The organism is Sunxiuqinia dokdonensis (assembly GCF_001270965.1).
In the GTDB taxonomy this organism is placed as follows: domain Bacteria; phylum Bacteroidota; class Bacteroidia; order Bacteroidales; family Prolixibacteraceae; genus Sunxiuqinia; species Sunxiuqinia dokdonensis.
On record NZ_LGIA01000208.1, the window covers coordinates 1 to 12,720 of the forward strand.

Sequence of the window (12,720 nt, forward strand, 5' to 3'; positions counted from 1 at the left end):
GCTGATTCGTTTTTCGATAGCCCATTTAGGGGCATCAACCGATGGAGTAACAAAAGGACGAAGGTGGTTTTGTTCCTGTTTGAGCAATTTCTGATTTGATGATGACACGGCTCTCCATCGTATATTATTAATCAAAAAAGAAATAGAACAAATTATTTACTGATGAACAAACAACTTGCGGTGAACGGTATTTCCGTTCTCTTATTTCGCATGAGTCTTAGCGGAATTTTCATTTCAGCAGGAGCCACACATCTGCTCAATCCAAGCGGAGTGGCAGAACGCATTCAGGCAGCAGCCATGAGCTCTTTCGCTATGCTGATGGGCGACCCGTACCTGATGGGCATCTTGTCAGGCTATGCGTTGCTGATTGGCGGCATCGCCCTGCTGCTGGGTCTGTTTACCCGGTGGGCTGCACTCGGATTATTTTTTGTGCTCATCCCCATTACCATCACCATACAGATTGGCAACGGACTCATGCACGGCCCATTGTGGAAGAATGTCGCCCTTTTCGGGGGGCTCCTCTTTTTTATCATCAACAACCCAAAAGTTTACCGTATTTACAACAAAACACAGCAACAATGAAGATATACAGCATCATTCTTTTCATCGCCCTGTCCATTTCAGGAGCGAATATGGTCCATGCACAAACAGCAGAAGAGATCAAAAAAACAGAGCAGTCGATTAAGAAAAATGGCCAGTATGCCCTCCTGGTGATGAAGGCCCAGCACCTGAAAGCTGCGATCAAAACGGGCGTTGACTTTAAGAGCAAAAGTGCTAAAATTGATTTTCACATGGTAGCCTGCGGCGAACTGGTCAAACAAATTTCGACGGATCAAACACTAAAGCACCTGGTCGGGGAAGCGGTAAACAAGCACGGCTTGAAGATCCTCGTCTGCGGATTGTCGATTGAACAATTCGAAGTAGACCAAACGCTTCTTCCGGAAGAAACGCCTGTTACCGCCAATGGATTGGTTTACCTGTTCGGGCTACAGGAGCAAGGATTTAAAACAGTCATTCTTTAAAACAAACATTTCATGAAAAATATTATCATAACAACAGCACTCCTTCTCCTAAGCATCAGCGCTTACCAGAACGGGGTGGACAAAACCAATGAAGAAACGATAACGATTTTACAAACAGCCGATATTCACGCTTACCTGAATCCACACGATGAGCTTTTTGTTGAAAACGGCCAGATTGTTTTCAGAAAGGCAGGTGGCATGGCCCAGATTAAAACCCTGACGGACAGCATCAGACGGTTGAATCCGGCAGGGACGCTGCTTATTGATGGGGGAGACCTGATTCAGGGGAGCGGATCGAGCGTGCGGTCGCAGGGGAAAATCTTTCCTCCAATTGTTCAGGCCATGAACTACGACCTGCTGATCCCTGGAAACTGGGAAGTGGTTTACGGCAAGCAGGTAATGATGGACCTCCTGAACAACTATCAAACCAAGGTCATTGTGGCCAATATGTATGACGAAGAAACCGGAAAGAACCTATTTCCTCCCTACTGGATTACGGAAAAGAAAGGCGTCAGAATCGGATTCATGGCCTACAACGACCCGGAAATCCCGATTCGTCAAAATCCGGGCTACAGCGAAGGCATGCGGTTTACGCCCGTGGAGGAAAACCTGAAAGCCCTCATTAGCCATCTTAAAACCGAAGAAAAAGTGGACCTCCTGTTTTTGGTGGCTCACCTGGGCATTTCCAAACAGCTGATGCTGGCCAACAATCCGGCCGTTGAAGGTGTGGACTTTATCTTTGGAAACGATACCCACGAACGCATCCGGAAGCCCATTGAAGGAAAGTATGCCAAAGTGGTGGAGCCCGGTGCTTTCGGCTCTTTTGTTGGCCGGCTGGACCTGAAGGTCAAGAACAACAAGCTGGTGGATTACAGCTACGAACTTCTGGATGTTTCGCCCGAAAAGTACCCCGCAAACCTCGAAGTACAACAAATCATTGATCGGGCAACGGCTCCGTACCAGGAGGAAATGCAGACGGTGCTGGGTTACACCTCGGCGCCGATGTACCGCTATTTGGTTGTTGAAAATCCGATGGACAATTTTATCACCGATGCCCTGCTCTGGAAAACAGGAGCAGATTTTGCCATGTCGAACGGCTTTCGTTTTGGGGTTCCCATTATTCCCGGTGCAGACGGGAAAGCGCCTATCACCAAGGCCGACCTGTGGCGCATGTTGCCCGTGAATGAACACATGAAGATTGGGAAAGTGACCGGCCGGCAAATCAAAAGCTGGCTGGAACAGGAAATTCACAATGTGTTTGCAGCCAATTACCAGGAGCGTTTTGGTGGCTGGCTGGTTCGCTTTTCGGGAATGACCCTGCGTTTTAATAGTTCGGAAGGAAAAGGAAACCGCATCGAGTCGATCACCATCCAGGGCCAACCGCTGGAGCTGGACAAAACCTATACCATGGCTTCGTGTAACCGAACCGGAGAGCCGCTGTCGACCATGTGCCGGCTAAAGAATACGCAGGATGCAGAAATTCAGGATTATACCATGCACGAAGCCATCGAAGACTATCTGAAAGCAAAAGGCACCATTCATCCAGGACTCGATGGCAGGGCCATGGCCACTGATCTGGGAACCCAGGCCTTTTCACAAATGAAAGAAGGCAAGTACCAATTTCAATGATGCAGGCTCTCGCCCGCAGCACTGGACTACAAACAAAAAATCCCCGACTGACTGGCGGGGATTTTTTTGTGTTTGGTGATGGGCTATAAATTACATCAAATCATATTCATCGCCAAACGAGACGCCCATTTTCCGGGCTTTCAAAATCAGCGAGTTGTCTGGTTCAACCAAGCTAAGCTTGCCACCAACTTCAGCCAGCGGAACGGTTGTCAGTTGGTTGGCCCGCATGGCTACCATGCTCCCAAAATTACCCTCGGCAATACATTGTGCGGCAAAGGAGCCGTAGTGGGTGGCCAAAATACGGTCCATCGGGCTGGGGCTGCCACCACGTTGCACATAACCCAAGACGGTTTCGCGGGTTTCAATGCCGGTGTAAGTGCTGATCGCCTCGCCCACATGTGCTGCAGCCGACACTTTTTTGGGATGGTCAATGCCCTCGGCAACCACCACAATGGAATAGGGCTTGTTACTTTGGTAGCGCTGTTCAATCTTTTTGCACACTGAGCGGATGTTATAGGGAACTTCAGGAATCAGAATGATGTCGCCGCCTCCGGCCATTCCGGCGTACAGGGCAATCCAACCGGCATGATGTCCCATCACCTCAATAATCATGACCCGCTGGTGCGAGTTGGCTGTGGTATGCAGCCGGTCGATGGCTTCAGTGGCAATCTGCACCGCCGAGTCGAAGCCGAACGTGACGTCGGTTCCCCACACGTCATTGTCAATGGTTTTGGGAATCCCCACCACATTGAGCCCTTCTTCCTGCAACCGGCACGCTGTTTTCATCGTGCCATTTCCTCCGATACAAACCAACGCATCCAAGCCAAGCTCCTGGTAGTTTTGCTTAATGAGTTCCGGCTTGTCGTTCTCGCCTTCCTTAACCACTTTATAGGGTTTTTCCCTTGAAGTGCCCAGGATTGTTCCTCCAAGTGTTAAAATCCCGGAAAGGTGAGATTCCTTCAAATCAACATAGTCTTTCTCAATCAGGCCCGAAAATCCCGCAGTGAATCCAATGACCTCCATGCCATAATCGACCATGGCGGTTTTACCTACTCCCCTGATGGCTGCATTCAGTCCGGGACAATCGCCGCCGGCTGTTAAAATCCCAATTCGCTTTGGTTTCTGAGTACTCATATCATTAATTTTTGAAATTGCCACGATGTGTGACTCGTTTTAAATATCAATCTAAATTAAGAAAAGAATTCCGGTTTTTTCAGAAAAAAACCATGCTGAAGAATATTCGGCGTGTCTGATTCCATTGAACCACGTGAGCTTCAAGTTTATTGAAAAAATTCTGATTTTTTTGAAAATGCGAGGTGTGGCGGGTTTGCCGCACTGGAAATCCCCGAGTTTTTTCTTAATTTCGTACCATCATTTCGAGTTCATTTTAATTTAAATCGATAACCTAAAATTTGATTACCTATGAGACGAGTTTATTTGCTACTGTGTGCCTCGGTTTTACTTTTTGCAACTGCCTGTAACTCCGGCACAAAAAAAGCCGAAGAAACAACGGAAGAAAAGTCAGCCCAGGTTGAAGAACCTGCTGCTGACAATACCTTAACAGCTGCTGAAAAAGAAGCCGGTTGGGTGCTTTTGTTTGACGGAGAAACCCCTGAAGGCTGGCGTGGGGTAAACAAAGACCACTTCCCAACGGGATGGCAAGTTGTTGACGGAACCCTGATGTGTAAAGGTTCGGGCGAAGGTGAAGCCGGTGCTGACGATGGCGGTGACATTTTGTATGACAAGAAGTTCAGAAACTTTACCTTGAAGCTGGATTGGAAAATTTCAGAAGGCGGAAACTCAGGTATTTTCTACCTGGGCGAAGAAGTTGAAGACTGGCCAATTTACAAAACGGCTCCTGAAATGCAGGTGCTCGACAACGAGCGCCACCCCGATGCTTTGTTGGGAAAAGATGGTAACCGCATGGCCGGATCGTTGTACGACCTGATTCCTGCCAAACCACAAAACGCCAAACCAGCCGGAGAGTGGAACAGCGTAGAAATTATTTGCTACCAAGGCACTGTTGTTCACAAGCAAAATGGTGAAGTGGTTGTTGAATACCACTTGTGGACGGACGACTGGAACGCCCTGGTTGCCGACAGTAAATTTCCTGGCTTGAATGAAGATTGGGCCAATGTTCCTAAAGAAGGTTTTATCGCCCTGCAAGACCACGGGAATGATGTTTGGTTCAAAAACATCAAGATTAAAGAGATGTAATATCCGTCTTTATCAGAGATAATGAAAGGGTTGCTATTGCAGCCCTTTCTTGTTTTTCATACTTTCATCAAAAAGTTTTTGGGGCCATGAAATACCGGTCTGCGAGAGCGGCAAAGGACACTTAATCTTACAGTAATAGAAATGAAAACCATTGGACTTGTGGGAGGAACCGGCTGGGTTTCGACCATGGAATACTATCGCCTGATTAATCTCCTGATGAATGAAAAGAAGGGTGGCTTGCATGCCGCACGCATCATCATTTATTCACTGAATTTTGGTGAGATAGAAGCGATGCAGCAGAAAAACGACAAACTTTCCATCATGCTGACATTGAAGCACGCGGCCCTCAAGCTTGAAGCCGCCGGAGCTGACTGTGTGATGCTTGGCGCCAATACGATGCACCAATTTGCCGACGATGTGCAGCAGGCTTTACGGGTTCCGCTGCTCCATATTGCTGAAGCCACGGCTAGCACAATCAGTCAAGCCGGCCTGAGAAAAGTGGGGTTGCTTGGAACAAAGTATACGATGGAATTGGATTTTTACAAGGAGAAACTTGCAGAACAGTCGGTTGATACGCTTATCCCGGAAGACAATGACCGGACATTTATTCAACATTGTATCATGCATGAATTGGTGCTCAACCAGTTTTTACCTGAAAGCAAAGCCCGATTTCTGAGCATCATCCAACAACTGCAAGCGCGAGGCGCCGAAGGCATTATTTTGGGTTGCACGGAAATCCCTTTGCTTATTGAGCAAACCGATTGTGACCTTCCGCTGTTCAATACAACAGAAATCCATGCCCGCGCGGCTGTTGAATTTAGCTATTAAATCCAAAACCGATGCCCGACAAAAATACGACCCATGTACCGTTTGAAACAATGAAGCAGCGCTTTTACGACGTGCTGACCCAGTTGAAATTCCCAAATGATAAAGCGAAAACATGCGCCGCTATTTTTGCCGGCAACAGTTTGGATGGGGTGTATTCGCATGGCGTCAATCGCTTTCCGCGCTTTGTCGACTACGTCAAAAAAGGTTACATCCACCCAAGGGCCAACCCAAAACGGACCGCTCAAATTGGGGTGATCGAGCAATGGGACGGCCAATTGGCTCCCGGCCCGAGCAATGCCGTGCAGGCTACCGGGCGGGCTATGGAGCTGGCGAGCGAAAATGGGCTGGGCCTGGTCGCTCTGGCCAATACCAATCACTGGATGCGCGGTGGGGCTTATGGCTGGCAATGCGCCCAAGAAGGTTTCGCTTTTATTGGCTGGACCAACACCATTGCCAATTTACCGGCTTGGGGAGCTCAAACATGTAAACTAGGAAACAACCCCTTGGTGTTTGCCATTCCGTACCAGGATGAGGCGATTGTGCTGGACATGGCCATGTCGCAATTCTCGTATGGGAAAATGGAAGATCTGCAAAAAAAAGGCAAAGAACTGCCCGTGCCCGGTGGATTTGACAGCCGGAACCAGATGAGCACCAATCCCGGTGAGATTTTGCAGTCGGGGCGCCCACTGCCCATTGGTTTCTGGAAAGGCGCCGGCCTGTCGCTGTTGCTCGATTTGCTGGCAACCCTGCTTTCCGCAGGACTTTCAACTTCGGCGCTGAGCAGGCAGAACAAGGCTGAATATGGCGTGTCGCAGGTTTTTATTGCCATCGACTTAAAGCAGCTTGACAACTTCCCGGCCATGGAACAAAACATTCAGGCCGTACTCGATGATTTCCAGTCGGCTGAGAAAGTGAGCCCGGAAAGCTCTTTACGCTATCCCGGACAACGCGTTTTGATTACCCGCGAAATCAATAAAATTAAAGGCATACCGGTTGACAGCGACCTTTGGCAGCAAATATTGAAGCTTTAATATGGACTTCGGGCTATTCGTGTTGCTGAATAATTGTGCCTATCATGCGAAGCAATGCGGTGTGTGTATCAATAAAATTAAAAATCGCCTGCAATTCTTGTAAGGCCGCATTCTGGTAAATCAGCTGCACGTCGCGAAAGTTGAAGGAATTGATGGACCCGTTTTCAAACTTTTCCTTGGCAATCTGAAAATTCAGGCGGGCAGCTTGCAGGTTTTCGTTAGCCACGCTCAGCAACTCTTTCCGAACCAGGTAAAATTCATACAAGTTTTGCAGCTTGTTATCCAGGTCGTGCTGCATTTGCTCCAGGGCAACCAACCCGCTTTCTTCTTCCAGCCTGGCAATCTGCAGCGCCCTTTTGCGATTCCCTCCGCTAAACAGGTTGTAGCTTAAGGTGAAATTGCCATACATGTTGGTTGCATCAGCCCAGGTCATACCGCCATTTTCAAAGTCATTGCCGGTGCGCGAGCGCGTTGCTCCGCCGGCAAACGAAAGTGTTGGATAGTACGAACTTTTGGCCGCCAGGATGGCATTCTCCAGCAAATTCTGGCTGATGTATTGGTTCTTTAAACTCTTGTTGTTGGCCATCATTTGCTGCTGCAAATCAGCCAGGCGGTAATCAATTGGAATGGCTTCAAAGGAGTCATTCAGTTCGTAAGAGGGGGCACTTTTGTCGGCCATCAAAAAAGCCAAATCGCGCAAAGCGTTTTTGTACGCTACTTCCTGCGACAAGTAGCTGGTTTTATCGGTGAGGTAAGCGTTTTGCGCTTGCAGCACCTCAAAAGTGACTGCCGAGCCAAAGTCTTTCCGTTGCTCCATTCTGCTGAAACGGTCTTCGGAAAGCAACATCACTTCTTTCAACACGTTGAGCCGTTCTTTTTCCAGAAGTGCCGAGTAATAAGCCAATACAATCGACTGAATGGTTCCTTCAACCATGATGGCCGTGTTCTGCTTCGACAGTTCTTCCAGCTCGGCAAACCGTTGTTTGCTGATGTTGACGGCAAAACCATCAAACAAGGTCCAGTTCAGGTTAAGCCCGGCAGACAAACGGGATTGAACGTAGTCCTGGTTGTCGTTATTGTTGATCGCATTGTCAGCTCCCAGCGAAATACCAATATAAGGGTAGCGTCCAGCTTCACCCCAGCTGTTTCTAATTTCGGCAATTTGCTGATCTTGTTTTACCAAGGTGATGTCGTAGTTGTTTTCGAGCGCTTTGGTGATGGCGTCTTCCAGGCTCAGTACCGTTTGAGCTTGTGCCACAACCGTTACCAGCAAACAGACCACCACTATTTTTATTCGTTTCATGTGTTTAATTTTCTGCATCAATCTTTTTCAATTTAATCCACCTTTTTTTCAGCATCCTTTTGCCGATCTCCGTTCTCGAGCTTTCTCAGGCTGTGCAAGTAGGCTATTTCTACTTCTTCGGCTTCAAATTTTCGGCCATGCCACAACTGGTGAGTCACCCGGCGGAAATCGTTCAGAATCATGATCAGTGCCGGGAAAAACAGCAGGATAAACAAGGTTCCGAAGGCCACGCCATAAACCAGCGAAATAGCCATTGGAATGAGAAACTGGGCCTGGAAGCTTTTCTCCAGAACCAGCGGAAACAAGCCAAAGGAGGTGGTCAGGGTTGTCAGAATGATGGGCCGCAAACGGTTTTTGCCGGATTCTACGATGGCTTCACGCACTTTCATTCCCCCTTCGATCAACAAATTGTATTTGGCCAGAAAAACTACCGCATCGTTTACAATTACGCCCGTGAGCGCAACAATCCCCCACAAACTCAGGATGGAAACCGGCTTGCCGTGAATGCCATGGCCCCAAATTGAGCCAAGCACGGCCAGCGGAATCATGATTAAAATGAGCAGTGGCTGTTCGAACGATTTGAAGTTGATCATCAAAATAAAGACAATCACCAAAAAAGCCATGGGGAAATAGATCATCATGTCGCCCATATTTCGTTGGCTTTCTTTTTGTTGGCCCTGATATTCGATTTGAATGCCGGGATGCAAGGCCGCGAGTTCCGGAATGACTGTTGCTTCAATCTGTTCCAGAATTTCGGTAACCGAAGCATCCGGGTCAGACAATTCAGCACTCACCCGAATTTCGCGTTTTCCGTTGAATCGCTGAATATTCACCGGGCCCCGTTCCAAATTGTAATCGACCAGCTCGCCCAGCGGATATTCGCCGGCAGCAGTTTTTATTTTCATGCGTTCCATTTGTCCCAGGGTGGTGCGGTCTTCACTCGGGTAGCGTACCCAAATCCGAAGTTCATCGCGTCCTTCCTGAATACGCTGGGCCTGTCCGCCGTAAAACCCTTGTCGCACCTGGTTGGCAATGGTGGCCTCATCCAATCCAAGCATGTAAGCAATGGGTTTAAGTTTGAGGCGAACTTCCTGTTTGCCGAGCGCATTGTTATCGACCACATCTTTCAACTGGGTCATTTCTTCCAGCTTGCTCATCAGAAAGTCGCGCCCCAGTTTCAATTCGTCAATATTTCGCGAAAGCAAACTAATGGATACCGGAGCGCCAAAACGCCCCTGCGCACCAATGGTGAACTTTTCGGCTTCGACGACAGGCCCAATCTTTTCGGTCACAAGGTTGATAATTTCGTAGGTGCTGATTCCGGTTTCTTCCGAATTTCGGGGAAATACATTGATATTTCCGGCATGTGCGCCGGTTTCCTGCCCATCGAAAGCCGTTCCCATGTTCACAAACGCGTTGTCGATGATGTCGATGGAATCATTGTACTTCTCTTTCAGCTCATCGTTCACCTCCCAAACAACTTCTTCAAATCGTTGCAAATACGTCATGGTTTGCTCCTCGCCCTGGCCGGGCGTAAAGGCCAGGTTAATGTTGAAGGAGTCAAACTCCATCCGCGGGAAAAAGGTGGTTTTAATGATTTGCCCGCCCAATAAACCGGCCGTAATCAACACCATTGCCAAAGGAACCCCAATGACGATGTAGCGCCATTGAACAATCAGTTTCAAGACCCGGTCGTATGCATAATCGCGTAACCAGCTAAACATCCGTTCGGAGTACTTTCTGAAGCCTTTTTCTCGCGACTTTATGCTTTTTTCACTCAGCACACTGGCATTGCCAATGTGGGCCGGCAAAACAAGAAAAGCTTCGAAAAGTGAAAAGAATAAACTGAGTGAAACGATGAAGGCCATTTCACGCATCATTTCCATTTGGCCGGTAATAAAGAACAAAGGCGAAAAAGCAACAATGGTTGTTGAAATGGAGGTAACAACTGCCGGAATAACCTCGACTGTTCCATCGATGGCAGCCCGCATGGGGCTTTTTCCCATTTCGAAATGCTGGAAGATGTTTTCGCCAATCACAATCCCATCATCCACCAAAATACCAATGACCAGAATCATTCCGAAGAGTGAAATCATGTTGATGGTGACACCCATGAGGTTAGCCACAATAAACATGGCTAAAAATGAAGCCGGAATGCCCCAGGCCACCCACAGTGCCAGGCGGGTGCTCAGCATAAATGCCAGGGCAATGACAACCAGGATGAGTCCCTGAAAGCCGTTGGTGTATAACAGGTCGAGCCGGCTGTGCAGCAATTCTAAAAAGGAAAAAGTCACCCCCACTTCTACGCCGGGATGCTCTTCGTTAAACTCTTCGATATAAGCGTGAACGTATTTGTCAATTTCTTCCAAATCTTCAACAATCAGCTTTGAAATACTGATGGTGATCACCGGTTTGCCTTTGCGCAAACTTTTGGTGGGCACATCGGCAAATTTCTTTTTCACCTCAGCTACATCGCGAATACGGATGAGGCTGCCATCGGTGTTGGCACGCAAAACAATGTCGCCGATTTTGTTGGGATCCGCGCTCCGTGAACGCAGCCGAATGATCAGCTCTTCCTTCATCGAACGAATTTCGCCGCCCGAAACATCGCGGTTATTCTGCGAAATGGCATTCTGCAAATCGTTAAATGTCAATCCGTAGCGAAGCAGATTCTGCTCGCTTGCCTCCACCGAAATTTCTAACTGCGGAAAACCGTAAATATCGACCTGGCTAACTTTTCCAGAGGCCAGCATTTCTTCTTCAACTTGCTGGGCATATTCTTTCAGGGTCATCAGATCAACATCGCCCGACATGCGCAAAAACAAAGCCCGCGAGGTGGTTCGCTGCTTGAAAACAATGGGCCGCTCGGCTGCCGATGGGAAGGATGAAATTCCGTCAACCGCGTTTTTCACTTCAATGAGGGTTTCATCGATATTGATGTCGCCCGTAATTTCGATCTGGACACGGGCCGAGTTTTCCGAAGACGTGGAGGTGATTTCATAAATGCCCGGAATCCCGCGCACCGCTTCCTCGATCCGGGAGGTTACGCCTTCTTCCATTTCAACCGGCGAAGCTCCCGGATAAAAAACCGAAACGTAAATATTTTTTGATGGCCTTTCAGGAAAGAAAGACTTTTTCATGGTGTACATGCTTAACCCACCAACAACCAGCAGAAAGACGATGATCAGGTTAGCATAGAACGGAAATCTGACGAAAGTTTCAACTGCCTTTCTCATCGTGCTGTTTTTGGTTTTGGGTATTGTTATTTGCCTGGGGGTCCAGGATTTCAACTGGCGTACGTTCCTTCACATTAATCAGCGCTTCGGTCACCACATAAGTGCCTTCTTCCAGACCATCAAAAATTAGGGTTGACGTATTGACTTTGATGATATTGATTTGCGCTTTCTGGAGATAACCATCGACAACCGTAAAAACGGTGTTGGTATTGAACACCGCACTGCGCGGTATTTCCATCGCATTCGGGATGGGATATCCCGGAAACTCAACCGACAAATACTCACCGGCCAGCATTTCGGTTCCGGCTTTTGCATCCACCTTCACAAAAATGCTTCGCGACTGGGTGTTCTGATCCACAAACGCTGCTTTCCGAACTACGGTGCCGTACAAGTTATCCGCTCCAACTTTTTGCACCTTCACCCGGTGGCCCAGCTTAATCCATTTTGAAAACTCATTTTCCACGGGGACTTCCAGCTCCAGCAAATCGGTACGAATCATGCTGGCTATTTGCCCACCGGTATTCACAAAGGCTCCCACTTCGTAATTTACCTGGGTAAAGGTGCCGTCGAACGGGGCATACATGGAGTGACGCTCCAGCTTTTTTTCGTTCTGCCGGATGTTGTAATATTCATTTAAAATGCCTTGACTGGCCAGGAACACTTTTAACTTTTCGTTTTCGTAGTCCGGTAGCTCCGGAAGTTTTTCATTCAGATCAATCTCATTGAAAAACTTCAGAAACACCTCGTAGCTATCCGGAAAATCAATTCGCAGATCCGGGAGAATGTTGGTGAGGCTGTTTAAAAACACACTTTTCTTGCTTTTCAATTCCAGTTCCACTTCATCTTTATAAATGGTGGCCAAATGCGCACCCTTTCTAAATGATGCACCCTTTTTCAGACTGACCTGACCGGCCTCAATTTTCCCGGCTGCTTCTGCAATCAGTGCCACTTCGTTGCCCGAAATAACTCTGCCCTGGGCAGTCACCTCCGAAGTAATATCGCTGTAGGCAACCGGCTGGGCTGCAACATAACGTTTCACATCAGCCTCGGGACGGGTACCGGTTTCGGGCTTCATCGAAATAAAAAGCTTTGACAAAAGTGCCGATCCACCCAACAAAACAATGAGGGCTACAACAACGAAAGTAATTTTTCTCCAATTCATACGATATGGTTAATCATTTTTAAGTCGTTCATTTAAACAAAATTCAGGCAAAAATTCCCATTGCAGAAACCTGTTTTCGTTTTGAGGCTTGCAAACCTATCAAAATTTTAGGAATCATCGGTCTTTCAGGAAAGACATAAAAACAGCCTGCAGTATGAAGTCCGCAATATCTCACAATCATTACAATTCTTTGTCCGGCAAGTTGTGAATAATTCTAAACAGACGAACGAAAAGGCACGGAACTTGGCTCATCCGGGCAAAAATCAAAAACAAGGGGAAATTAATCGCCGCA

Annotated in this window: 10 protein-coding genes; 6 read left to right on the forward strand and 4 right to left on the reverse strand. The window is 47.8% G+C overall.

What is annotated here, in order from left to right; genetic code table 11:
• The first annotated feature begins 162 nt into the window (after positions 1 to 162).
• Genes NC99_RS19665 through NC99_RS19675 form a run of 3 tightly spaced genes read left to right on the forward strand, consistent with a single transcriptional unit; the run spans position 163 to position 2,651 of the window.
• Positions 163 to 582 (forward strand): DoxX family protein, encoded by a 420-nt coding sequence (locus NC99_RS19665; RefSeq protein ID WP_053188045.1) that lies wholly within the window; start codon positions 163 to 165, stop codon positions 580 to 582.
• Positions 579 to 1,022 (forward strand): DsrE family protein, encoded by a 444-nt coding sequence (locus tag NC99_RS19670; RefSeq protein ID WP_053188048.1) that lies wholly within the window; start codon positions 579 to 581, stop codon positions 1,020 to 1,022. The genes NC99_RS19665 and NC99_RS19670 overlap by 4 nt, the downstream gene beginning before the upstream one ends.
• 12 nt (positions 1,023 to 1,034) lie before the next feature.
• Positions 1,035 to 2,651, forward strand: coding sequence for a bifunctional metallophosphatase/5'-nucleotidase (locus NC99_RS19675; RefSeq protein WP_053188051.1), 1,617 nt, complete (start codon positions 1,035 to 1,037; stop codon positions 2,649 to 2,651).
• 90 nt (positions 2,652 to 2,741) lie between these two features.
• Here the strand turns inward: NC99_RS19675 and NC99_RS19680 are convergent, their stop codons facing one another.
• Complete coding sequence (locus NC99_RS19680) at positions 2,742 to 3,785, reverse strand: ATP-dependent 6-phosphofructokinase (protein WP_053188054.1); 1,044 nt, start codon at positions 3,783 to 3,785, stop codon at positions 2,742 to 2,744.
• A gap of 288 nt (positions 3,786 to 4,073) precedes the next feature.
• Here NC99_RS19680 and NC99_RS19685 point away from each other — a divergent pair, with 288 nt between their 5' ends.
• The 3 genes from NC99_RS19685 (at position 4,074) to yiaK (ending at position 6,727) form a co-directional block, all read left to right on the forward strand.
• A complete protein-coding gene (locus tag NC99_RS19685) occupies positions 4,074 to 4,868 on the forward strand; it encodes a 3-keto-disaccharide hydrolase (protein ID WP_053188057.1) in 795 nt (264 codons plus the stop codon).
• 141 nt (positions 4,869 to 5,009) lie between these two features.
• Positions 5,010 to 5,696, forward strand: coding sequence for an aspartate/glutamate racemase family protein (locus NC99_RS19690; RefSeq protein WP_053188060.1), 687 nt, complete (start codon positions 5,010 to 5,012; stop codon positions 5,694 to 5,696).
• Positions 5,697 to 5,707: 11 nt separating this feature from the next.
• On the forward strand, positions 5,708 to 6,727 hold the full coding sequence (yiaK, locus tag NC99_RS19695) for a 3-dehydro-L-gulonate 2-dehydrogenase (protein WP_053188063.1): 1,020 nt from the start codon (positions 5,708 to 5,710) through the stop codon (positions 6,725 to 6,727).
• Between the two features lie 13 nt (positions 6,728 to 6,740).
• Here yiaK and NC99_RS19700 read toward each other — a convergent pair whose 3' ends face one another.
• Genes NC99_RS19700 through NC99_RS19710 form a run of 3 tightly spaced genes read right to left on the reverse strand, consistent with a single transcriptional unit; the run spans position 6,741 to position 12,428 of the window.
• Positions 6,741 to 8,030, reverse strand: a complete 1,290-nt coding sequence (locus tag NC99_RS19700) for a TolC family protein (RefSeq protein WP_162231268.1) — start codon at positions 8,028 to 8,030, stop codon at positions 6,741 to 6,743.
• A gap of 32 nt (positions 8,031 to 8,062) precedes the next feature.
• Positions 8,063 to 11,266: an efflux RND transporter permease subunit gene (locus tag NC99_RS19705; RefSeq protein WP_053188067.1), complete on the reverse strand. Its 3,204-nt coding sequence runs from the start codon at positions 11,264 to 11,266 to the stop codon at positions 8,063 to 8,065.
• A complete protein-coding gene (locus NC99_RS19710) occupies positions 11,250 to 12,428 on the reverse strand; it encodes an efflux RND transporter periplasmic adaptor subunit (RefSeq protein WP_053188070.1) in 1,179 nt (392 codons plus the stop codon). The genes NC99_RS19705 and NC99_RS19710 overlap by 17 nt, the downstream gene beginning before the upstream one ends.
• Positions 12,429 to 12,720: the final 292 nt, after the last annotated feature.

Coding starts and splice junctions, on each gene's coding strand:
- NC99_RS19670 (WP_053188048.1), top strand. CDS start 579: ATGAAGATATACAGCATCATTCTTTTCATCGCCCTGTCCATTTCAGGA.
- NC99_RS19700 (WP_162231268.1), bottom strand. CDS start 8,030: ATGAAACGAATAAAAATAGTGGTGGTCTGTTTGCTGGTAACGGTTGTG.
- yiaK (WP_053188063.1), top strand. CDS start 5,708: ATGCCCGACAAAAATACGACCCATGTACCGTTTGAAACAATGAAGCAG.
- NC99_RS19665 (WP_053188045.1), top strand. CDS start 163: ATGAACAAACAACTTGCGGTGAACGGTATTTCCGTTCTCTTATTTCGC.
- NC99_RS19675 (WP_053188051.1), top strand. CDS start 1,035: ATGAAAAATATTATCATAACAACAGCACTCCTTCTCCTAAGCATCAGC.
- NC99_RS19690 (WP_053188060.1), top strand. CDS start 5,010: ATGAAAACCATTGGACTTGTGGGAGGAACCGGCTGGGTTTCGACCATG.
- NC99_RS19685 (WP_053188057.1), top strand. CDS start 4,074: ATGAGACGAGTTTATTTGCTACTGTGTGCCTCGGTTTTACTTTTTGCA.
- NC99_RS19705 (WP_053188067.1), bottom strand. CDS start 11,266: ATGAGAAAGGCAGTTGAAACTTTCGTCAGATTTCCGTTCTATGCTAAC.
- NC99_RS19680 (WP_053188054.1), bottom strand. CDS start 3,785: ATGAGTACTCAGAAACCAAAGCGAATTGGGATTTTAACAGCCGGCGGC.
- NC99_RS19710 (WP_053188070.1), bottom strand. CDS start 12,428: ATGAATTGGAGAAAAATTACTTTCGTTGTTGTAGCCCTCATTGTTTTG.